Below are 20,565 nucleotides of genomic sequence, written 5' to 3'. Positions count from 1 at the left end.
GGATAAACGTATTCGCGTTCGGCCACAGGAGGACCCTAACCTACTCTGCCGTAAGTTATCGCCTCTCGCTGAGGGCCGAGACTTACCTCGACCCGCGGGAAGCGATAGGGAATATGAGGAAGACGTGAGTGACGGAAAACCCCTGCTGAAGCCCGGCACCACCATCACCGTCCGGCTGCTGAAGGCGCCGCGGCCGGACGTCGAGTACCCGGCCGAGGTCCGGTCCGACGACGGCGAGCACCTCGTGCTCGTCGCCCCCTGGTTCGGGGACGACCCGCGTGACATGGGCTTCGCCGTGTTCGAGCCCGGCGACGTCTGGACCGAGCACTACTGGCGCTCGCGCTGGTACTCGATCAAGGAGGTCCGCACCGCCGCCGGCAAGCTCAAGGGCTGGTACTGCGACGTCACCCGGCCAAGCACAGCCGTGCCCGACGCCCCGGAGGGCCCGCGGCTGGAGGTCGTCGACCTGGACCTGGACCTGTGGCTGTCCGCCGATCAGACGCAGATCCTGCGGCTGGACGAGGACGAGTTCGAGGACAGCGGGCTGCGTGAGCGTGAGCCGGAGACCGCGGGGCAGGCCGAGGCGTCGCTGGACGAGCTGGAAGCTATGGCTCGCTGTGGCGGATTTCCTTCGCTTCTGGCCTGGTGACCTGGGGCGCGGTGACCTGCGCCGCACCGGCCTCCGGCGCGCCGGTTCCCGCTCCGGCGACCGGCGCGTCCGGGGGTTCCCCCGGCCCGGCACCGGGCGCCTTGATGCTCACCACGCCGCCGTCCAGATCGATCGGACCGCGATGCGGATCGCCCTCGCCCTCCTCGTCGCGGGTCCACTCAAGCCGGTTCCGCTCGTCCTCGACGTGGCGCCGGCTCGGGACGAACATGTCGAAGAAGACGCTCATGATCGGTTAACGCACGGCGGCCCCGAGTCGTTCCAGGCCGCGACACGCCGATTCGTGGGGCCGATAGGGTGAATTATCCGGACTCTGAGTTGCCCGCACTATTCGCCACCAATCATCCTGGTGCCTTCACATTCCTGAGGGGACAGGAGAAAGGGGGCGCCATCATGGCACGCACCACCAGTCCTACCAGCACGAACAGCACGAACAGCACGAACAGCACGAACAGCACGAACAGCACGAACAGCACGAACAGCACGAACAGCTCGGCAGGCTCGAATAGCACCACCGGCTATTTCAACGCCAAACAGCTCGCCGCCCGTGGCTGGACGCCGGCGATGATCCGTGACTTTCTGGGCCGTCCGGACGGTACCGAATTCATCCCACGGTTCCGGAACGCGGCTCCGATACTGCAGTTCAGGGTCGCGCGCGTCCAGGCTGCGGAGCGCACGACGAAGTTCGCGCAGCGCCTGGAGTTGGCGGCCCGAAGGTCGGCGATCGCCCGGGAGGCGGCGAACCGGCGCCGTGAGGAGATGCTGCGGCTGGTGGCCGCCGACGAGGTCCCGATTCCGAAGCTGGCCCCGGAGGTCCTGACCGACCGCGCGGTCCGGCACAGCGATCCCCGTGAGGCGGTCGGTGCGGCGAAGGCGGACCGCAGTACCCTGAATCGCTGGAAGGTCAACTACCTCCGGCACCAACTGGTCCGCTACGACCCGATGATCGAGGGCATGTTCGGTCGGGTCGGCCGCGCCGCGGCGGAGAAGCTGCTGCGACGACGCGTGCTGGAGGCGATCGGGAAGACGTACCCTGATCTGCTCGATGAGTGTCAGCGGCAGCTCAGGATCAGTGAACGAAGATGCTGATGGACACTGACGATGGGGGATTCACCTTGTCGAGCCATACCATCCGCGAATACACGCCGGACGACGAGAAATCCTGGCTGCGCTGTCGGGTTCTGGGCTTCCTGGATACCGCGTTCTACGACTCCGTCGAGCGCGTGAAGCCGCCGATATCCACCCCAGGCTTCGAACTCGTCGCCGTCGACGAGGACGGCACGGTGATCGGAATCCTGGACGTCTCGGTCGACGGTGACCTGGCGACCATCGAGACCGTCGCGGTCCACCCCGACCACCGCCGCCACGGCCTGGGCCGCGCCCTGCTCGCCGAGGCGACCGCCCGCGCCGCCGCCACCCCGGCGACCACACTGGACGCCTGGACGCGCGACGACCCGGACACCCTGACCTGGTACCGCGCCATGGGCTTCGCCGAGAGCGACCACTACCTGCACGTCTACGCCAACTACTACACCGACGACGCCGAGCCGAAGCGAGCGATCGCCGAGCGCAGGCCCGACCTGAGCCCGATGGTCCTCTTCCTGCACGCGAAGCTCGCCGGCGAAGAACACCTGCGAAAGGAGTTCGCGAGGGTGCACGTCTGCCGACGCTTCGCCAAGCCGCTGTGACGACCTCGCGGACCGCACGGGGCCATACCGGTCAATGGCATGCGATCCTGCCGTCGCTTCGACGCCCGTCAGTCGGCCGACGATGAGCGGGCGAACGCCAAACTCTCCTCGATGATCGAGAGCACGATCGCCACCTCGGCCTCGGTCCGCGGGCCGTAGACCATGTACTCGGTGCCGTAGTCACCGAACTGGTGAGGTTCGGCCCAGCCCAGCTCCACCAGCTGTGCGCCCCGTCCGGCGGGCAGCGCCAGGTGGACGCTGGTGTCTGTGACGCCATGCAAGTGAACCGGTTCCAGCCGCCTGCCCGGTGCCAGACTCGTCTCTGGCGAACGTTCCACGGGCTGGTCGACCAGGAACACCGCTCTGGAATCAGCCGGCGATACCTGGCTGTGGCCCTCGACGACGCCCCGCAGCGCGAACGTGCGCGCGACCAGCTCACCCCACAGGGCAGGGCTGGCCTTCTGGTCCACTTGGCGGTGCGGGCCCTGGTCGGACGTGGTGGGACGCGCTCCCGGGCGCGGCTGGTCATACATGCGCCGGACGCTAGCCCACGTAGCATCGCGCGAGCACCAAGGTTTCGACGTGCTCGTTCGCTGATCGGCAGGACAGGCCCTACCCCCGATACAACTCCCGCCCGATGATCGTCCGCTGCACCTCGGAAGCCCCCTCGTAGATCCGCGGTGCGCGCACCTCGCGGTAGAGGTGCTCCAGCAGGTGGCCGTGCTGGAGCGCTGCGGCGCCGTGGATTTGCACGGCTGCGTCGACGACGTACTGCGCGGTTTCGGTGGCGAACAGCTTCGCCATGGCTGAGCGGCTGGCGATGCGCTTCTCGCCGCTGTCGTAGGACTCGGCGGCGCTGTAGACGAGGAGGCGCGCGGCTTCGATGCGGGTGGCCATCTCGGCCAGGCTGTGGGCGACGGCCTGTAGGTCCTTCAGGACGCCGCCGAAGGCTTCGCGCTGTCCGGCGTGTGCGACCGAGGCGTCCAGGGCCGCCTGGGCCATGCCCACGGCGAAGGCGCCGACGCTGGGGCGGAACAGGTCCAGGGTCCGCATCGCGACGTGGAAGCCTTGGTCCACCTCGCCGAGGAGGTCTGCGCGGGTGACTGGCACGTTGTCGAAGGTGACGCGGCCGATCGGGTGCGGGGAGATCATGTCCAGGTGCTCGCCGCCCAGGCCGGGGCGGTCGGCCGGGACCAGGAACGCGGTGACGCCGCGGGATCCTGCTTCGGGCGTCGTGCGGGCGAAGACGCTGTAGAAGTCGGCTTCGGGAGCGTTGGAGATCCAGATCTTCTCGCCGCTCAGCGTCCAGCCGTCGGTGTGGCCGGGGCCCGTGGTCGGCGTTGCGGCCAGGGACAGTGACGCCGCGTCCGAGCCGCTGCCCGGCTCCGACAGCGCGAACGCCGCGACGGCCTCGCCGGCCACCACCTTCGGCAGCCAGTGTGCGATCTGCTCTTCGGTCCCGTTCTGGACGACGGGATAGGTGCCGAGGCCCTGCAGCGCGAGCGCCGTCTCGGCCTCGGTCGACACCTGCGCGAGCGATTCCCGCAGCAGGCACAGGTCCAGGGCGGCGGCCTCGGCGCGGCCGTCCGCGCCGCCGGGGAACAGCCGGGCCAGCAGGCCGTGCCGGCCCATGGCGGCGAGCAGGGGACGGTTGACGTGCCCGGGCGCGCCGGCCGCGGCCAGCGGCGCGAGGTCGGTCTCGGCGAGCGTGCGGACCTGGGCGCAGAAGGCTGACTGGGCCGGGGTCAGGCGGAACTGGGAGCCGGATTCCATACCTGTCAATGTAACAAAATCTTGACTGCCGTCACAGAAGTCGTACGCTGGAGCCGTCGAGCCCCCAGCCAGCACCCAGTCAGCACCACGGAGTCCCGGAGGACCCGATGGACCTGCTCCCGTCAGCGCACGTCGACAGCTTCGCCCGCGATCGCCTGCCGGCCGCGGACCGGTGGCCTGAGCTGCGCTTCGACCTCGACGAGCTGCGCTATCCCGAGCGCCTGAACTGCGCCGCGCACCTGCTGGACAGCGCGATCGCCCGCTTCGGGGCCGACCGCAGATGCCTGATCGGCACCTCGGACCAGCACGGCGGGGCCGAGATCTGGACCTACGGGGACCTGGACCGGCACAGCGACCAGATCGCACACGTCCTGACCTCCGACCTCGGCGTCGTGCCCGGCAACCGGGTGCTGATCTGCGGCCCGAACAGCCCGTGGACCGTGGCCTGCTGGTTCGGGGTGCTCAAGGCCGGCGGCGTGGTGGTGACGGTCGTGCCCCTGCTGCGTAGCGAGGAGATCGCCACCGTCGCCGAGATCGCGCAGGTGAGCGTGGCGTTGTGCGCGCCGGGCTGCGACGAGCAGGCCGCGAAGGCCGGCGTGCCGGGCATGCGGGTCGTCACCTTCGGCGGAACGGGGCCCGAGGACCTGGTCGAGCGCTGTGCGCAGGCGTCGCAGAAGAAGTTCGACGCGGTCCAGACCTCGCAGGACGACGTCGCGATGATCGCCTTCACCTCGGGCACGACCGGCCGGCCCAAAGGCTGCCTGCACTTCCACCGCGACGTGCTGGCGATCGCCGACACCTTCGCCAAGCACATCCTCAAGGCCGGCCCCGACGACGTCTTCGCCGGCAGCCCGCCGCTCGGATTCACCTTCGGCCTCGGCGGCCTGGTCATCTTCCCGCTGCACGTCGGAGCCTCGACGGTGCTGCTGGAGCGCGGCAGTCCCGAGGCACTCCTGGGTGCCATCGCGGAGCACGGCGTCAGCGTGCTGTTCACGGCGCCGACCGCCTACCGGGCCATGCTCGCGATGCTGGAGTCGGACCAGCCGGACGGCGACCGCGACCGTGAGGGCGAGAGTAACGGCGAGAGCGAGAGCAACGGCGAGGCTGACGGTGACACCCGCCTGCGCACGCTCCGCCGCTGCGTCTCAGCCGGCGAGGCATTGCCGGCCGAGACCTGGCGCGCCTGGCACGCCGCGACTGGCGTCAAGATCATCGACGGCATCGGCGCCACCGAGTTGCTGCACATCTTCATCTCGGCCGCTGACGACGACATCCGCCCCGGCTCGACCGGACGCCCGGTGCCCGGCTGGCAGGCCGCGATCCTGGACGCCGACGGCAACCCGGTCCCCGACGGCGAACCGGGCCTGCTGGCCGTGCGCGGCCCGGTTGGCTGCCGCTACCTGGCTGACGAGCGCCAGGGCACGTACGTGCGCCACGGCTGGAACTACACCGGAGACACCTACATCCGGGACGAGGACGGCTACTTCTGGTACCAGGCACGCTCCGATGACATGATCATCTCCTCCGGCTACAACATCGCCGGACCGGAGGTGGAGAACGCGCTGCTGCGCCATCCGTCGGTCCTGGAAGCCGGCGTCATCGGCATGCCGGATCCGGACCGCGGCCAGCTGGTGACAGCGTTCGTGGTCCTGGCGGCCGAGGTACCGACCGGGGAGGCGACCGTCAAGGAGCTGCAGGAGTTCGTGAAGGCACGCATCGCTCCGTACAAGTACCCGCGGTCCGTGCACTTCGTTCCGGTCCTGCCACGGACCAACACCGGCAAGCTCCAGCGGTTCAAGCTCCGAGATCTGCTCTGAGCCGGGGTGGACGGCACGGTATCTTGCCGCTGTGCCGTCTGAGCCCGCCGAGCCTGCCGAGCCCGTCGATCGAGCCCAGCCCGTCGACGGAGCCCAGAACGCGACCATCGCCGCCCGGAGGAAAGCCCAGCCTGTGAGCGCACCGTCGAAGACCGAGGGGACGGCGGCCGAGGCCCCCGCGATGAAGGCGCCGACGCCGCGCTCGCTGATCGTGTCCTTCTTCGGCGCGTACGGCCGCGAACTCGGCGGCTGGATCGCGGTCGCCGACCTCGTCACGCTGCTGGGCCGGCTCGGCGTGGACGCCCCCGCGGTCCGCTCGGCGGTCTCCCGCCAGAAGCAGCGCGGGTTCCTGCAGGCCCGCCAGGTCGGCGGTGTCGCGGGCTACTCCCTGTCGGAGCAGGCGCAGGAGATCCTGGCCGACGGTGACCGCCGGATCTACCTACGGCAGGACGTGAAGCTGTCGGACGGCTGGGTGCTGGCCGTGTTCTCGGTGCCCGAGACCGAACGGCACCGGCGCCACCTGCTGCGCTCGCGGCTGTCGCGGCTCGGCTTCGGGGCCACGGCGCCCGGGGTGTGGATCGCGCCGTCACACCTGGCGGAGGAGGCCCGGCACACGTTGGAGCGGCTGGAGCTCGCCGAGTACGTCGATCTCTTCCGCGCCGACTACCTCGCCTACGGCGACCTGCGCGAATCGGCGGCGCGGTGGTGGGACCTCGGCGCGGTGCAGGCCGGGTACGCGGAGTTCTCCGAACAGTTCCTCGCCACCGAGAAGAACGCCGGCGCCGCCGACGACGCCGACGCGTTCGCGACCTACCTGCTCGCCCTGGACGCCTGGCGGCGCATGCCGTACCGCGACCCCGGGCTGCCGCCGGAGCTACTACCGGAGGACTGGCGGGGCACACAGGCCGCCGACATCTTCTTCGGGCTGCACGACCGCCTGCGCGGACGCGGGTTGAGCTATGTGAAGAGCGTGGTGTCCAGGTAGTACGTCAGGATCGCCAGCGCTTCCTCGCCGCTGCGCTGTCCGCCCAGGACGCTGGAACCCAGGCCGTTGACCATCGCCAGCAGTCCCGCTGCGGTCATCTCCGGGTCTTGGTCCGCCGCGACGTCACCGGCCGCTTGCGCGGCCCGGATCTGCTTGGCGAGGAAGCCTTCGAGCACGGCCGGCTGGGCCGCTCCGTGCTTCTCCAGGACGTCGGGGTCGCTGAGCACCAGGGTGTAGTAGCCGTTGTAGGTCCGGGCGATGCGGCTGCTCTCGGCGTCGGTGGGCACGATGCAGGACAGGATCGCGGTGATCACCGTGCGCGGGGTCGGTGGTGAGCCTGCTGCGGCGATCCAGGTGTTCATCCGTGCCTGGAGCTGGCCCTGCAGTCGTGCCAGGGCGTCCAAGAGCAGGGCTTCCTTAGTCGTGAAGTAGTACTGCACCAGGCGCAGGGACACGCCGGCCTCGGCGGCGACCGCCCGCATGCTCGCCGACTGCAGCCCTTGTGTGTCCGCGATGCGCAGTAGCGCTTCGGCGATCTGGGTTCTGCGTTCCTCGTGGTCGACACGCGCGGCCATGGTGTGACCTCCCTCTCGTGGTACACCCGTATCATGTCGTGATACACATGTATCATGACAGTTGGCGAGTTCAAGGACGCGAAGGTCGCCGAGCGCTTCCTGGGTGAGTACGAGCAGCTTCTCGACAAGCTGTGGCCGGCTTCGCGGAGCGTGCTGGACGTGCCGACACGGTTCGGGACCACCCGGATCGTGCGCACCGGCCCCGACGACGGCGAGCCCGTCGTTCTGCTGCCGGCATCCGGTGGGAACGCCCTGATGTGGCACCGGTACGTCGAAGCTCTGAGTCGCGACCACGCGGTCTACGCCGTGGACACCGTCGGCGAGCCCGGCGGCAGCGTGCAGACCGCGCCGATCGCGGACGGCGGCGACGTCGCGGCGTGGCTGGAGGAGGTGCTGAGCGGGCTTGACGTGGCGGGCGTGCACCTCGTCGGTTGCTCGTACGGCGGCTGGATCACGCTGAAGCACCAGATCCACCACCCGGGACGTGTCGCGCGTCTGACGTTGGTCGATCCCGCAGGCTTCGCCGAGGTCGGGTGGCGGTTCTATCGGTGGGTGATCGTCGGGGGACTGGCCGGGCTCGCTCCGCGTGCACTGCGGCCGCGGCTGGCACGCGTAGTGCACAACAGCGCGATTCTCGACGACGACCTCATGGCGCTGATGCGGGCCTCGATGGGCTTTCGGCGACGGCTGCCGAAGCCCGATGTGTTCACCGACGAGGAACTACGGCAGGTTCAGGTGCCCGCGCAGTTCTCGCTCGGTGCACGCAGTGCGATCCACTCCTCGGATCAGGTGGCGGAGCGCATCAGCCGGCTGATGCCAGCGGCGCGCGTCGAGGTGGTTCCGGGAACCGGGCACGCGCTGTCCACCGACCAGCCTGAACTGGTGACCGACCGGATCCTGAACGCGGCCGTGGCTGGTAGCTGACCGTATCGGAGCTAGTGCTAGTGCTAGTACCGGGCCAGCCAGCCAGCCAGCCAGACCAAGCCAGGTCAGAGCAAGCCAGGCCAGCCAGACCAGACCGGGCCAGTGTCGGTGCCGGTGTTGGTCCTGACACCGTGCCGCGTAGAGCTCCCGCGCTACGACGTGCCGGGCCGCCACCGAGCGTGCGCCGTCTCCTCCGCTCCTTCCCGAATCAGCTCCAGCCGTGGCCGAGGTCCGTCCGTGCGGCCCGACGCCGGCTTCCGGGCGCCTGCGCGGAACGGCGCCGGCCACTGGCTCCCAGGGCCCGTGTATTCCTGCTCGGCGGCCGCGTGGAGCGTCCACTGCGGGTCGTAGAGGTGCGTGCGGCCCAGGGCGCACAGGTCTGCGCGGCCGGCGAGCAGGATCGAGTTCACGTCGTCGTAGGAGGAGATGGCTCCGACGGCGATCGTGGCCAGGCCGGTCTCGTTGCGGATGCGGTCCGCGTACGGGGTCTGGTACGAGCGTCCGTACTCCGGCTGCTCGGCGGGGGTGACCTGGCCGGTGGAGACGTCGATGGCGTCGACGCCGAGGAGCGCGAAGGCTTGGGCGATCTTCACCGATTCGGCGGCGTCCACGCCTCCGGGGGCCCAGTCGGTCGCCGACACGCGCACGCTCATCGGGCGCTTGGCCGGCCACACTGCACGGACTGCTTCGAAGACCTCCAGCGGGAAGCGGAGCCGGTTCTCCAGCGGGCCGCCGTACTCGTCTGTGCGCTGGTTGGCCAGCGGGGAGAGGAAGCTGGACAGCAGGTAGCCGTGGGCGCAGTGCAGCTCCAGCAGGTCGAAGCCGGCCCGGGCGCCGCGCTCGGCGGCCTCGACGAACTCGGCCTTGATCGCCTGCATCTCCGCGACGGTCAGCTCGTGCGGGACCTGGTTCACGCCGGGCTTGTACGGCAGTGGCGAGGGGCCGACCACCGGCCAGTTGCCCTCCAGCAGTGGCTCGTCGATGCCCTCCCACATCAGCTTCGTCGAGCCCTTGCGGCCCGAGTGGCCGAGCTGGAGCCCGATCGCCGCGGTCGACTGCGCGTGGACGAAGTCCACGATCCGTCGCCACGCCGCCTCCTGCTCGTCGGTGTAGAGCCCGGTGCAGCCCGGGGTGATTCGGCCGTTCGCCGAGACGCACACCATCTCGGTCATCACGAGCCCGGCGCCGCCGAGCGCCTTGGAGCCCAGGTGGACGAGGTGGAAGTCGGTCGGTAGGCCGTCGCCCTGGGCCGAGTACATGTCCATCGGTGAGACGATCACACGGTTCTTCAACGTGAGCTCGCGCAGGCGGAACGGCCGGAACATCGGGGGAGTGGCGTCGCCGTTCACCTCCGCCACGAACTCCGGGTCGCGCAGCTTGAGGTTGTCGTACGTGACTCGGCGCGAGCGGGTGAGCAGGTTGAACGCGAACTGCAGGGGCTCCTGGGCGGTGTAGCGGCCCAGGTCCTCGAACCAGCGGAGGGAGGCGGCCGCGGCGCGTTGCGTGGAGGCGACCACCGGCCGTCGTTCGGCCTCGTACGCCGCCAGGGCCGAGGCGATGTCCGGGTTCTCGTGCAGGCACGCGGCCAGCGCCAGCGCGTCCTCCATGGCCAGCTTCGTGCCGGAGCCGATGGAGAAGTGCGCGGTGTGCGCGGCGTCGCCGAGTAGCACGATGTTGTCGTGCGACCAGTGCGCCGTGGTGACGGTCGCGAAGCTGAGCCAGCGAGAGTTGTTGGCGATCAGCCGGTGGCCGCCGAGCATGTCGGCGAAGAGCTCGCTGATCCGCGTGATGCTCTCGTCGTCGTTCTCGCCGGGGGCGAAGTCGCGCGCCGCGAACTGGTCGAAGCCGGCCTCGCGCCACACGCGTTCGTGCATCTCGACGATGAACGTCGAGCCGTGTGCGTCGTAGGGGTAGCCGTGGACCTGCATGACGCCGTACGGGGTCGGCTGGACCTGGAAGCGGAAGGCGTCGAAGACCAGGTCCGTGCCGAGCCACATGTAGCGGCAGTCGTGGGTGCGGATCGAGGGCTTGAAGGCGTCGGCGTACTTGGTGCGGATCGCCGAGTTGACGCCGTCGGCGGCGACCACGAGGTCGTACTCGGCGGACAGCTGCTCGGTCGGCGGCGCGGTGGTCAGGTAGCGCACGTCGATGCCCAGGTCGGCGCAGCGCTGCTGGAGCATCTGGAGCAGCCGGACCCGGCTCAGGGCCGCGAAGCCGTGCCCGCCGGAGGTCACGACCTGGCCGCGGTAGTGCACGTCGATGTCGTCCCAGCGGGCGAACTCGGCGGCCATCGCCTCGTGGATCTCGGGGTCGGCGTGCTCGATGCCGCCGAGTGTCTCGTCGGAGAAGACCACGCCGAAGCCGAACGTGTCGTCGGCGGCGTTGCGCTCCCAGACGTCGACGACCGCCGCCGGGTTCAGCTGCTTGGCCAGTGCCGCGAAGTACAGGCCGCCGGGGCCGCCGCCGACGACCGCGATCCGCGGGGCGTCGCCGAACCTCACGGCACCACCGCGACGCCGGTGAGCTCCACCTGCGCCGCCGGGTCGAACAGGCCCTTGACTTCGAAGAATGCCATCGCCGGGTAGTGCTTGCCGAGGTGCCGGCGCCAGATCGTGCCGAGCTCCTTGAGGTCCGCGCGGTACTGCTCGGCGTCGGTGGCGAAGACCGTGACGGTGACCAGGTGCTCCGGCTTCGCGCCGGCCGCGGTCAGGGTCGTGACCATGTTGGCCAGCGCCAGGTCGAACTGCTCGATCAGGGTGGACTTCGGGTCGACCGTGCCGTCGGGGTGGAGTGCGGCCTGGCCGCCGAGGTAGACCGTGCGGCCCGGGCCGACGGCGACGGCGTGCGAGAAGCCGATCGCCGGGGCCAGTTCCGGCGGGTTCACCAGCTCGTGCGGGGTCGTTGGCTGTGAGGCCGCTGGCGTCGATACTGACGTCGGTGCTGGTGCTGGTGCTGGTGCTGGTGCTGGTCCGGGGGTCGGCGTCGTCGGCTGCGGGGTCATCGGCCCTCCCACTTGGGCGTCTCCTTGGCGTTGAACGCGCGGTGGAACTCGGCATGGTCGCGGGTGTTCATCAGCAGCGCCTGGACCGCCGCGTCCATCTCCAGCGACGGCGACAGGCCCATGTCCAGCTCGCGGGTCAGCAGCATCTTGGTCTGCGCGTAGGCCAGCGCCGGGCCGTCGGCGAGCCGGCGGGCCAGCGCGTCGGTGGCGATCTGGAGTTCGTCGTCCTCGACCAGCTCGCTGACCAGGCCGTACCGATCGGCCTCGGGGGCCTTGACGGTGTCGCCGAGCATCAGCAGCTTGGTGGCGTTGCCCAGGCCGACGATCCGCGGCAGCAGGTACGCCGCTCCCATGTCCGATCCGGACAGGCCGACCTTGGTGAACAGGAACGCGAAGCGCGCCGAGCGGGCGACGATCCGGAAGTCGGCGGCCAGTGCGAGCACCGAGCCGGCGCCGGCGGCGATGCCGTGGATCGAGGCGATCACCGGGATCGGGACCTCGCGCAGCGCGCGCACCACGTCGCCGGTCATGCGTGTGAACGACAGGTGCTCGTCCGGGCGCATCTTCAGCAGCTCGCCGATGATCTCGTTGACGTCGCCGCCGGAGCAGAAGCCGGGGCCCTCGCCGCGCAGCACCAGGACCCGGGTGTCGCCGCGGTGCGGCAGCTCGGCGAGCAGGTCGCGCAGGTCGGCGTAGGCCTCGAAGGTCAAGGCGTTGATCTTGTCGGGCCGGTTGAGGGTGACGGTCGCGACCCCGTCGGCGTGTTCCACGTGGAAGTGGTCCCACTTGTCGGTGAACGGGACCGAACCCCGGAACGGGCTCATCGGTGTCCTCCCGGTGCTGTGCCTCGGCCGGCGCGGTCCGTCCGGTCATCACCAACATATGACTGTCGTCAAGGAAACGCCATACCCGGCGGACGTGTCGGAGGTCGCGGTCTTGTCGGGTATGTCGGTGCATCAGGTCCGCGCGTCCGGTCGGGGGGGCGGGCAGGACGGCGCGATCCGTGTATCGTTCGGGCGGCGACAAGCTGTAGCAGTGGCGATGGTGCACGCACGGTTCGAGGAGGGGTACGGCTTGGCCTGGGGCGATCTGGATTCCGCCCTGGCCGCGGCCCGCCGCGGCGAGGAGACGGGATTCGCAGAGCTTTGGCACGCCCTGCATCCGCCGCTGCTGCGCTACCTGCGCGCCGTGGTCGGCGACGCCGCCGAGGACGTGGCCAGCGAGACCTGGCTCCAGGCCGCCAAGGACGTGCGCGGGTATCGTGGCGACGCGGCCGGCTTCCGGGTCTGGCTGTTCCGGGTGGCGCGCCACCGTGCCCTGGACGAGCTGCGCAAGGCCTCGCGCCGCAAGGAGGACAACGGCGACGTCGCCGAATACGTCACCGACTGGCCAGCCCCCGACGACACCGAGCGCGCTGCCGCTGAGCGCGAGGACACCGAGCGGGCCCTGCGGCTGATAGCCCGGCTGCCCAAGGACCAGGCCGAGGCCGTGCTGCTGCGCGTGGTCGCCGGACTCGACGTGGCGCAGACGGCGAAAGTGCTGGACAAGCGCGACGGCGCGGTGCGGATAGCGGCGATGCGCGGGCTCAAGCGGCTGGCGGCGATCCTGGCCGAGCAGCAGGCCGGCAGCGAGACCGGTCGGGACATGGACCGGGACATGGACCGGGACATGGACAAGGACGACTCAGGGGGAATGGAGGAGACCGGCGAGACGGGGCCTGGCCGGAACGGCCGGGGCTCGCGCACGGTGAAGGGTGCGGAGTATGGCTGAGCTCAGCGACGATGAGGCCGAGCGGCTTTTGGACGCTTTCCGCGCGTCCGGCCTGGTTCCGGCCCCCGTTCCCACTCCGGATCGACAGTCCGGAGTCAGAGACGGGGAGCGGCTTCCCGCGCCCGGACCTGCGGCTCTTCCGGGTACGGGAATTTCTGCCGTCGCCGGATCACCCTCGCGGATGCCATACTCGGCCGGCTGGGACGGCGCTGGAGATGCCACCGACGGCGCACACGGCCCGGCACGGTTCGACGGACGAGACGCAAGCGACGCCCGAGTACGAGACCTACCAGAGGCAGGACTCGGCGGTCCGGAGGCCCCGGAAGGGGCCCGGACGCCGGACTCGGACGCAGGCTCGGGGGACAGTGGAGGTGGCACGACCGTGAGCAGCGTGGACATCCTCGCCGGCCTCGGGCCGTCGGCGGAGGCGCGGGCGGTGGCCCGGGTGCTTTCGGCGGCGGCCGCGCCCCCGTGGCCGCACGAGCTGCGCGGGTACGAATCGGCGCGGCGGGCGTTCGAGAACGCCGGTGCGGCGCCGGTGCGCGGCGGTACGCACAGCGCCGGCACCAGGGCCGGAGCGGCCAGGGCCGGAGTCGGGGTGCCGCTGCGGCGGCTGATCGGCGTGAAGCTGGCCGCGGTGGCCGGGGCGCTGACCGTCACCGGTGTGGCGGTCGCGGCGGAGGCCGACGTGCTCCCATCGCCCATCCAGCGGGCCGCGCACCAGGTGCTCGGCGGCGTCGGCGTGCCGGACCCGGATCCGGGTCCGCGCGGGGAGCAGACGATGGCGTCCTCGCCGGGGACGTCCGGCGTTCCCGGTTCGCAGGGAGGCCCCGGGTCGCAAGGTCTGCCGGGGTCGCAGGGCTCGCAGGGTTCGCATCCTGGGCAGTTGCTGCCGCCGAACTCGCAGGGTACGGACCAGGCGTCCGACGGCGGCTCCAGCGCCGGTTCGCTGCCGGGGACGCCGGTCGGGACCGCCGACACGCCGGGGCAGAGCGCTGCTTCGACGCCGGCCGCGGACGTGCTGGCGCTGTGCCGTACCTACGTCGCGCACCAGGGCAACGGCGACGCGAACGGGAAGGGGAACGGCAAGGGCAACGGCGGTCTCAACGACCACGACCGGAGCCGGCTCGCCGCGCTGGCCGGGGGCGAGGACAAGATCAGCGCCTTCTGCGCGCAGGTGCTCGCGGCGGCGTCGGGCGCGCCGATCCCGCAGCCGACCGGCGCGTCGACGCCGACGTCGCCCACGTCCACACCGACTTCAAAGTCAGCGAGCCCGGATCCGTCGCACGATCACAAGCCGGCCGCTAACACGTCCAGCAGCGCCCCGGGTTTCGGCCCGGTCAGCACGTCCTCGCAGGACGGCGGCGGGGGCAAACACCGGCGGGTTCCGAAGTAGCCCCTCGCGGGCAGCCGAGCACGTGCCCTGACCTGCTGCGGTAACGGCACGCAGGTTTCGTACGCCTCTTCCGACAAGAGGGATTCGCGGCATGCGAGCCCGGCCGTACCCATCCCTGCCGGCCGGTCCTCCAGGCTGTGCCCCGCTGCGATGCGGCGGGGCACAACCATCATCGGATGGCGAAGGACGACGAACGGTGTGGACCCCGACTGGACGGCACGCGGTCCGCGGCACGGGCCGGCTCGCCGGGCGGGTCTCCGGGGCAGAGCGCGCCGTCGGAGCCTCGTCTGACGAGTTCGGGGTCACATCGGGGCGCGAGTTCGGGTACGAGCACTGGCACGAGTTCAGGTACGAGTACTTGGACGAGTTCAGGTACGAGTACTTGGACGAGTTCAGGTACGAGTACTTGGACGAACCCAGGTACGAGTACTTGGACGAGCACCGGCACGAGCACTTGGACGAACCCAGGCACGAGTACCGGCACGAGCCCCGCCGCGCCGCCGGTCCTTCGCCGCGCCCGCATCCCGGCGACGGCCCGCCGCGAGGTCCGTTCCCGCCTGGTGCCTATCCGCCGAGCCCCGACGGGTATCCCGGCCACGGAGTCCGTCCGGCCGGTGCTCCGCCGCCTCCGCCGGGACCCGGCCGACCGCCGCGGCGTCCTGGGGCCAGCTACTGTGCGGCGCTTCGCCGCAGGTCAGAAGCTGTGTAACGCCAGAGAAGCCTGTGACGCCTGTATTAACGGCGAGAAGGTGGCATCTCGTACAGCGTTCGGCTCCGGAACCCGTCGCCCATTCCCGGCGGGGCCCGGAGCCGAATGCGTTCATCCCGGGCCGGAGGCCCAGTCGGTCGGCGGGTTCACGCAAACTCTGTTGCGATCTGCGGCGCGGCTGCGGGACCTTGGTCGCCGATATGAATGAGAAGAACATGATCCGCTTGTCGAAGCGGATGTCGAGCTGGCTGCGCCACCATCCCGAGGCCATCGGCCTGACGATGGACGGCGCCGGCTGGGTGCGCGTCGACGAACTGCTCGCCAAGGCCGCCGCGCACGGGCAGGCGTTCAGCCGGGCCCAGCTGGACGAGGTCGTGGCCGAGAACAACAAGCAGCGGTTCGAGATCGACGACACCGGTGAGCTGATCCGGGCCCGGCAGGGGCACTCCGTGCCGGTCGAGCTCGGCTATTCGACTGCCGAGCCGCCAGAGGTGCTGTTCCACGGCACCGCGCAGAGCACGCTCACCCTGATCTGGCGCGACGGGCTGCTGCCGATGAAGCGCCACGCGGTGCACTTGTCGTCGGACAAGGACACGGCGGTGAAGGTCGGATCCCGGCACGGCAAGCCGGCGGTGCTGGCTGTCGCCGCCGCACGGATGCAGGCTGACGGCTACGCGTTCTCCGTGACGGGCAACGGGGTGTGGCTGAGCGATGCCGTGCCCGCGGAGTACCTGCGCGAGGTTTCCGCGTTCGGGTGATACATCTGACGAAATACCAGGTTGCCCCGGCCGCGGCCGGTCCGTCACGATCGTGCAATGCTCCTGACGATTACCGCGACGCCGCCGCCCGGCGCCGACTGGCCGGCCACTGACCTGGGCTTCCTGCTCCACAAGAACCCCGAGCGGGTTCAGGCCTTCGACGTGACCTACGGCAAGGCCCATGTGTTCTATCCGGCCGCCGGCCCGCAGGAGTGCACCGCCGCGTTGCTGCTTGAGGTCGATCCGGTCGCCCTGGTCCGCGGTCGCGGACGCAACAGCCCGGACTTCGCGCTGTCGCAGTACGTCAACGACCGGCCGTACGCGGCCTCGTCGCTGCTGGCGTCGGCCCTGGGCCACGTCTTCCGCTCGGCCCTGCGCGGCCGCTGCGACCAGCGTCCCGAACTCGCTGCCACCGCTCTACCGCTGCGCATCGAGGTGCCGGCTCTCATCTGTCGCGAGCCGGAGCTGGCCGCCGAGCTGTTCGAACCGCTGGGCTGGACGGTCCAGGCCGAGCCGGTGGCGCTGGACCCGGCCTTCCCGGACTGGGGCGCCTCGCGCTACACGAAGCTGACGCTGACCGGCACCCTCCGCCTGTCCGACGCGCTGTCGCACCTGTTCGTACTGCTGGCCGCGCTCGACGGCGCCAAGCACTACTGGGTCGCCAGCGACGAGGTCGACAAGCTGGTCCGCGTCGGCGAGGGCTGGCTCGGCGCCCACCCCCTGCGCGCCATGATCGCGCGCCGCTACCTGGCCCGCCGGCAGCCGCTGGTGCGCGAGGCGCTGGCGCGGCTGGCGGAGGTGGACGACGTCGAGCCGGAGGCGCTCGACAACGCGGTCGGGTTCGAGGAGGAGGCCGCCGCTCCGGCCGCCGAGATCGCATCCGCGTCGCAGAACACACCCCACCCACCCAGGGGGCTCACCCACCGAGAAGAGGAAGGCGCGCCAGGCGATCACGCCCAAGAATCCGCCGCCGCCCCGGCCGAGGTCAACGAATCCGATCCGAAGTTGGGCCACCCGAGCGAACGCAAGCTGTCCCTGGCCACCGCGCGCCGCGAAGCCGTCGTCGAGGCGCTGCACGAGGTCGACGCCGCGCGCGTCCTCGACCTCGGCTGCGGCGAAGGCGCGCTGCTGCGTGACCTGCTCAAGGACAAGGCGTTCAGCGAGGTCGTCGGGATCGACGTGTCGGCGCGTGCGCTCCAGATGGCCGCGCGCAAGCTTCGCGTCGACCGGCTGCCGGACCGGGTCAGGGCGCGCCTGACCCTGCGTCAGGGTGCGCTGACGTACACCGACGCGCGGCTCGTCGGCTACGACGCGGCCGTCCTGATGGAGGTCATCGAGCACGTCGACGCTCACCGTCTTCCCGCGCTGGAGCACGCGGTGTTCCGTGCCGCGCACCCGCGTGCGGTCGTGGTCACGACACCGAACGTCGAGTTCAACGTGCGCTACGAGACGCTCGAAGCCGGACGGCTCCGGCACGCCGACCACCGGTTCGAGTGGACGCGTGCGGAGTTCCGGGACTGGGCCGGACGGGTCGCGGCGGCGCACGGGTACGACGTGCGGTTCAAGCCGGTCGGCGAGATCGATCCGGAGCTCGGGCCGTCCACGCAGCTCGCGCTGTTCACCCTGAGCAAGAACGAGACCAACAACGAGACCACCGACGAGACCACCAACCAGACCACCAACCAGACCACCAACCAGACCAACAACGAGACCAAGAACGAGACCAAGAACCAGACCAAGAACGACAAGGAGGCTTCGGCAGATGTCTGACCTGACCACCCCCGGCCCGTCGTCGGCCGTGCCCGAGCCGCCGCCGACCACCCCCGGCCTCCCGCTGGCCGTTCCGGAACTGTCCCTGGTCGTCCTCATCGGCACCAGCGGCTCCGGCAAGTCCACCTTCGCCCGCAAGCACTTCCGCCCCACCGCCGTCGTCTCCTCCGACGCCTGCCGCGGCATCGTCGCCGACGACGAGAACGACCAGTCCGCGACCCCCGAGGCCTTCGCCCTGCTGCACCACATCGCCGGCGTCCGCCTGCGGCGCGGCCTGCTCACCGTCGTGGACGCGACCAACGTCCAGACCAAGGCGCGCGAGGCGCTGGTCAAGCTCGCCCGCGAGCACGACGTCCTGCCGGTGGCGATCGTCCTGGACATCCCCGAGCGCGTCTGCGTCGACCGCAACGCCCAGCGCGCGGACCGTGCCGACCTGCCGGCGCGCGTCATCGCGCGTCAGCGCCGCGAGTTGCGCAACGGGCTGCGGAACCTGTCGCGTGAGGGCTTCCGCAAGGTCCACGTCCTCAAGAGCGTCGAAGAGGTCGACCAGGCCGTCATCGCCTACGAGAAGGCCTACAACGACAAGCGCGATCTCACCGGCCCGTTCGACGTCATCGGCGACGTGCACGGCTGCCGGGCCGAGCTGGAGACGCTGCTCGGCACCCTCGGCTACGTGCTCACACGAGACGACCAGGGGCGTCCCGTGGACGCCGTGCACCCCGAGGGCCGCACCGCGGTCTTCGTCGGCGATCTCGTCGACCGCGGCCCGGACACCCCCGGCGTGCTGCGTCTGGCGATGGGCATGATCGAGGCCGGGCACGCGCTGTGCGTCAGCGGCAACCACGAGAACAAGCTGGTGCGCGCGCTCGACGGCCGCAACGTCAAGGTCGCGCACGGCCTGGCCGAGTCGCTGGCGCAGCTCGAAGGCGAGGACGAGGACTTCCGCAAGCGCGTGCGCACCTTTTGTGACGGTCTGATCAGCCACTACGTGCTCGACGGCGGCAACCTGGTCGTGGCGCACGCCGGCTTGAAGGAGGAGTTCCACGGTCGCGCCTCGGGCCGCGTCCGCTCGTTCGCGATGTACGGCGAGACCACCGGCGAGACCGACGAGTTCGGCCTGCCGGTGCGCTACCCGTGGGCCAACGACTACCGCGGCAAGGCGATGGTCCTGTACGGCCACACCCCGGTGCTGAACCTGGAGTGGGTCAACAACACGCTGTGCCTGGACACCGGCGTGGTGTTCGGCGGCCGGCTCAGCGCCCTGCGCTACCCGGAGCGCGAACCGGTGTCGGTCCCGGCCGAGAAGGTCTGGTACGAGCCGGTGCGGCCGTTGGAGGCCACGACGTTCGCCTCGGCCGAGGGCGTGGTGCGGCGCGACCCCGGCGTGCTGGACCTGGAGGACGTCCTCGGCCGTCGCACCGTCGAGGCGCGCCACCTGGGCCGCGTCACAGTGCAGGAGGAGAACGCCGCCGCGGCGCTGGAGGTGATGAGCCGGTTCGCGGTGGACCCGCGCTGGCTGGTCTACCTGCCGCCGACGATGGCGCCGTGCGGGACCTCGACGCTGCCGGGGTTCCTGGAGCACCCGGCGCAGGCGTTCGCGGCGTACCGGGACGAGGGCGTCAGGGAGCTGTTGTGCGAGGAGAAGCACATGGGCTCCCGCGCGGTGGTGGTGATCGCCCGCGACATGGAGGCCGCGCGCAACCGCTTCGGCGTCGAGGACGGCAGCACCGGTGCCGTGTACACCCGGACCGGACGGCCGTTCTTCGACGAGCCGGCGAAGGTCGAGGCGGTGTTGGCACGGGTGCGTGCGGCGATCGACACCGCCGGCGTGTGGTCGGAGCTGGAGACGGACTGGCTGTTGCTGGACTGCGAGCTGCTGCCGTGGTCGGCGAAGGCGATGGGCCTGCTGCGGGACCAGTACGCCGCGGTCGGCGCGGCGGCGCGGGCCTCGCTGACCGCCGCCACGTCGGTGCTCGGCGCTGCGGCGGCCCGCGGCCTGGACGTCGCCGACCTGGCCGCGCGCCAGGACCGACGCCTCGCCGACGCGCTCGCCTTCACCACGGCCTACGGCCGCTACTGCTGGCCGGTCGACGGCCTGGAGGGGCTGTGCCTGGCGCCGTTCCAGGTCCTGGCCTCGCAGGGGGCGAACCACGCCGTGACCAAGGGCAACGACTGGCACATCGCGCTGGCCGACAAGCTGGTCGCCGCCGACCCGGAGTTCTTCACGCGCACCGAGCGCCGCGTCGTCGACCTGGAGGACGAGGGCTCGGTCGCCGAGGCGACGGCCTGGTGGCAGGCCATGACCGCGTCCGGCGGCGAGGGCATGGTGGTCAAGCCGAGGCACGGCTTCACCGCAGGTCCGCGCGGCCCGGTGCAGCCGGGCGTGAAGTGCCGCGGACCGGAGTACCTGCGCATCATCTACGGCCCCGAATACCTGGAGTCGGCGAACCTGGACCGGCTGCGCAACCGCGGCCTGGGCCGCAAGCGCTCGCTGGCGAGCCGCGAGTACGCACTCGGGCTGGAGTCGGTGGAGCGGTTCGTGGGCGGGGAGCCGCTGTGGCGGGTGCACGAGGCGGTGTTCGCGGTGCTGGCGCTGGAGTCGGAGCCGGTGGACCCGCGGTTGTAGGACGGGCGGTTCGGACTGGCACCAGCTCCGGCTCCGGTCTCGGCGGCGGTTTCAGTCTGCTGCTGAGACCGGGGTCCGGCTCGGGCGAAACGTGGGTGCGAGCGCG

General features: G+C 70.7%; 19 protein-coding genes. 11 read left to right on the top strand and 8 right to left on the bottom strand.

Annotated features, from left to right (window positions below; translation table 11 throughout):
- Positions 1-124 precede the first annotated feature (124 nt).
- The gene (locus ABH935_RS29345; RefSeq protein WP_370381167.1) at positions 125-649 is read left to right on the top strand and encodes a DUF402 domain-containing protein; all 525 of its coding nucleotides are present in this window, start codon (positions 125-127) and stop codon (positions 647-649) included.
- Here the strand turns inward: ABH935_RS29345 and ABH935_RS29340 are convergent.
- Positions 606-896, bottom strand: coding sequence for a DUF6191 domain-containing protein (locus ABH935_RS29340; protein WP_370381166.1), 291 nt, complete (start codon positions 894-896; stop codon positions 606-608). The genes ABH935_RS29345 and ABH935_RS29340 overlap by 44 nt on opposite strands.
- 112 nt (positions 897-1,008) lie before the next feature.
- Entirely contained in the window at positions 1,009-1,182 is a 174-nt protein-coding gene (locus ABH935_RS29335) for a hypothetical protein (RefSeq protein ID WP_370381165.1), read from the bottom strand.
- Positions 1,183-1,231: 49 nt separating this feature from the next.
- Here ABH935_RS29335 and ABH935_RS29330 point away from each other — a divergent pair, with 49 nt between their 5' ends.
- Together ABH935_RS29330 and ABH935_RS29325 are read left to right on the top strand one after the other, a co-directional pair.
- Positions 1,232-1,756, top strand: coding sequence for a hypothetical protein (locus ABH935_RS29330; protein ID WP_370381164.1), 525 nt, complete (start codon positions 1,232-1,234; stop codon positions 1,754-1,756).
- Entirely contained in the window at positions 1,756-2,355 is a 600-nt protein-coding gene (locus ABH935_RS29325) for a GNAT family N-acetyltransferase (protein WP_370381163.1), read from the top strand. The genes ABH935_RS29330 and ABH935_RS29325 overlap by 1 nt, the downstream gene beginning before the upstream one ends.
- Before the next feature lie 68 nt (positions 2,356-2,423).
- Here the strand turns inward: ABH935_RS29325 and ABH935_RS29320 are convergent, their stop codons facing one another.
- Together ABH935_RS29320 and ABH935_RS29315 are read right to left on the bottom strand one after the other, a co-directional pair.
- Positions 2,424-2,888, bottom strand: a complete 465-nt coding sequence (locus ABH935_RS29320) for a hypothetical protein (RefSeq protein WP_370381162.1) — start codon at positions 2,886-2,888, stop codon at positions 2,424-2,426.
- A 79-nt stretch (positions 2,889-2,967) separates the two neighbouring features.
- Entirely contained in the window at positions 2,968-4,128 is a 1,161-nt protein-coding gene (locus ABH935_RS29315; RefSeq protein ID WP_370381161.1) for an acyl-CoA dehydrogenase family protein, read from the bottom strand.
- Positions 4,129-4,235: 107 nt separating this feature from the next.
- Between ABH935_RS29315 and ABH935_RS29310 the strand changes: the two genes are divergently transcribed.
- A complete protein-coding gene (locus ABH935_RS29310; protein ID WP_370381160.1) occupies positions 4,236-5,945 on the top strand; it encodes an AMP-binding protein in 1,710 nt (569 codons plus the stop codon).
- 181 nt (positions 5,946-6,126) lie between these two features.
- Positions 6,127-6,930, top strand: coding sequence for a PaaX family transcriptional regulator C-terminal domain-containing protein (locus ABH935_RS29305; RefSeq protein WP_370381299.1), 804 nt, complete (start codon positions 6,127-6,129; stop codon positions 6,928-6,930).
- Here ABH935_RS29305 and ABH935_RS29300 read toward each other — a convergent pair.
- Positions 6,903-7,505 carry a TetR/AcrR family transcriptional regulator gene (locus ABH935_RS29300; protein WP_370381159.1) on the bottom strand — a complete coding sequence of 201 codons (603 nt, stop codon included), beginning with the start codon at positions 7,503-7,505 and terminating at the stop codon, positions 6,903-6,905. The genes ABH935_RS29305 and ABH935_RS29300 overlap by 28 nt on opposite strands.
- 54 nt (positions 7,506-7,559) lie before the next feature.
- Between ABH935_RS29300 and ABH935_RS29295 the strand changes: the two genes are divergently transcribed.
- Positions 7,560-8,429, top strand: a complete 870-nt coding sequence (locus tag ABH935_RS29295) for an alpha/beta fold hydrolase (protein ID WP_370381158.1) — start codon at positions 7,560-7,562, stop codon at positions 8,427-8,429.
- A 152-nt stretch (positions 8,430-8,581) separates the two neighbouring features.
- On the opposite strand, the gene ABH935_RS29290 is transcribed toward ABH935_RS29295, so the two are convergent.
- The 3 genes from ABH935_RS29290 to ABH935_RS29280 all read right to left on the bottom strand — a co-directional run bounded on the left by ABH935_RS29290 (position 8,582) and on the right by ABH935_RS29280 (position 12,254).
- Positions 8,582-10,930: a bifunctional salicylyl-CoA 5-hydroxylase/oxidoreductase gene (locus ABH935_RS29290; protein WP_370381157.1), complete on the bottom strand. Its 2,349-nt coding sequence runs from the start codon at positions 10,928-10,930 to the stop codon at positions 8,582-8,584.
- Positions 10,927-11,313: a RidA family protein gene (locus ABH935_RS29285; protein WP_370381156.1), complete on the bottom strand. Its 387-nt coding sequence runs from the start codon at positions 11,311-11,313 to the stop codon at positions 10,927-10,929. The genes ABH935_RS29290 and ABH935_RS29285 overlap by 4 nt, the downstream gene beginning before the upstream one ends.
- A gap of 113 nt (positions 11,314-11,426) precedes the next feature.
- Positions 11,427-12,254 carry an enoyl-CoA hydratase family protein gene (locus ABH935_RS29280; protein WP_370381155.1) on the bottom strand — a complete coding sequence of 276 codons (828 nt, stop codon included), beginning with the start codon at positions 12,252-12,254 and terminating at the stop codon, positions 11,427-11,429.
- A 217-nt stretch (positions 12,255-12,471) separates the two neighbouring features.
- On the opposite strand from ABH935_RS29280, the gene ABH935_RS29275 reads away from it, so the two are divergent.
- The 5 genes from ABH935_RS29275 to ABH935_RS29255 all read left to right on the top strand — a co-directional run bounded on the left by ABH935_RS29275 (position 12,472) and on the right by ABH935_RS29255 (position 20,459).
- Complete coding sequence (locus tag ABH935_RS29275) at positions 12,472-13,200, top strand: RNA polymerase sigma factor (protein WP_370381298.1); 729 nt, start codon at positions 12,472-12,474, stop codon at positions 13,198-13,200.
- Positions 13,201-13,582: 382 nt separating this feature from the next.
- Positions 13,583-14,596 carry a hypothetical protein gene (locus ABH935_RS29270; RefSeq protein WP_370381310.1) on the top strand — a complete coding sequence of 338 codons (1,014 nt, stop codon included), beginning with the start codon at positions 13,583-13,585 and terminating at the stop codon, positions 14,594-14,596.
- Positions 14,597-15,505: 909 nt separating this feature from the next.
- Complete coding sequence (locus ABH935_RS29265; RefSeq protein ID WP_370381154.1) at positions 15,506-16,063, top strand: RNA 2'-phosphotransferase; 558 nt, start codon at positions 15,506-15,508, stop codon at positions 16,061-16,063.
- A 57-nt stretch (positions 16,064-16,120) separates the two neighbouring features.
- Positions 16,121-17,833: a 3' terminal RNA ribose 2'-O-methyltransferase Hen1 gene (locus ABH935_RS29260; RefSeq protein WP_370381153.1), complete on the top strand. Its 1,713-nt coding sequence runs from the start codon at positions 16,121-16,123 to the stop codon at positions 17,831-17,833.
- The gene (locus ABH935_RS29255) at positions 17,826-20,459 is read left to right on the top strand and encodes a polynucleotide kinase-phosphatase (RefSeq protein WP_370381152.1); all 2,634 of its coding nucleotides are present in this window, start codon (positions 17,826-17,828) and stop codon (positions 20,457-20,459) included. Before ABH935_RS29260 ends, ABH935_RS29255 begins: the two co-directional genes overlap by 8 nt.
- The last annotated feature ends 106 nt before the right edge of the window (positions 20,460-20,565 follow it).

It is taken from the genome of Catenulispora sp. GAS73 (assembly GCF_041262085.1).
GTDB lineage: Bacteria > Actinomycetota > Actinomycetes > Streptomycetales > Catenulisporaceae > Catenulispora.
Note: the sequence above shows the minus strand (reverse complement) of the source record. Positions and strands in the feature narration are given on the sequence as shown.

What these genes read in the sequence shown, in the direction of transcription:
- ABH935_RS29310 (WP_370381160.1), top strand. Translation starts at nt 4,236, where the DNA reads ATGGACCTGCTCCCGTCAGCGCACGTCGACAGCTTCGCCCGCGATCGC.
- ABH935_RS29280 (WP_370381155.1), bottom strand. Translation starts at nt 12,254, where the DNA reads ATGAGCCCGTTCCGGGGTTCGGTCCCGTTCACCGACAAGTGGGACCAC.
- ABH935_RS29255 (WP_370381152.1), top strand. Translation starts at nt 17,826, where the DNA reads ATGTCTGACCTGACCACCCCCGGCCCGTCGTCGGCCGTGCCCGAGCCG.
- ABH935_RS29300 (WP_370381159.1), bottom strand. Translation starts at nt 7,505, where the DNA reads ATGGCCGCGCGTGTCGACCACGAGGAACGCAGAACCCAGATCGCCGAA.
- ABH935_RS29305 (WP_370381299.1), top strand. Translation starts at nt 6,127, where the DNA reads ATGAAGGCGCCGACGCCGCGCTCGCTGATCGTGTCCTTCTTCGGCGCG.
- ABH935_RS29295 (WP_370381158.1), top strand. Translation starts at nt 7,560, where the DNA reads ATGACAGTTGGCGAGTTCAAGGACGCGAAGGTCGCCGAGCGCTTCCTG.
- ABH935_RS29340 (WP_370381166.1), bottom strand. Translation starts at nt 896, where the DNA reads ATGAGCGTCTTCTTCGACATGTTCGTCCCGAGCCGGCGCCACGTCGAG.
- ABH935_RS29330 (WP_370381164.1), top strand. Translation starts at nt 1,232, where the DNA reads ATGATCCGTGACTTTCTGGGCCGTCCGGACGGTACCGAATTCATCCCA.
- ABH935_RS29275 (WP_370381298.1), top strand. Translation starts at nt 12,472, where the DNA reads ATGGTGCACGCACGGTTCGAGGAGGGGTACGGCTTGGCCTGGGGCGAT.
- ABH935_RS29325 (WP_370381163.1), top strand. Translation starts at nt 1,756, where the DNA reads ATGGACACTGACGATGGGGGATTCACCTTGTCGAGCCATACCATCCGC.
- ABH935_RS29260 (WP_370381153.1), top strand. Translation starts at nt 16,121, where the DNA reads ATGCTCCTGACGATTACCGCGACGCCGCCGCCCGGCGCCGACTGGCCG.
- ABH935_RS29265 (WP_370381154.1), top strand. Translation starts at nt 15,506, where the DNA reads ATGAATGAGAAGAACATGATCCGCTTGTCGAAGCGGATGTCGAGCTGG.
- ABH935_RS29320 (WP_370381162.1), bottom strand. Translation starts at nt 2,888, where the DNA reads ATGTATGACCAGCCGCGCCCGGGAGCGCGTCCCACCACGTCCGACCAG.
- ABH935_RS29315 (WP_370381161.1), bottom strand. Translation starts at nt 4,128, where the DNA reads ATGGAATCCGGCTCCCAGTTCCGCCTGACCCCGGCCCAGTCAGCCTTC.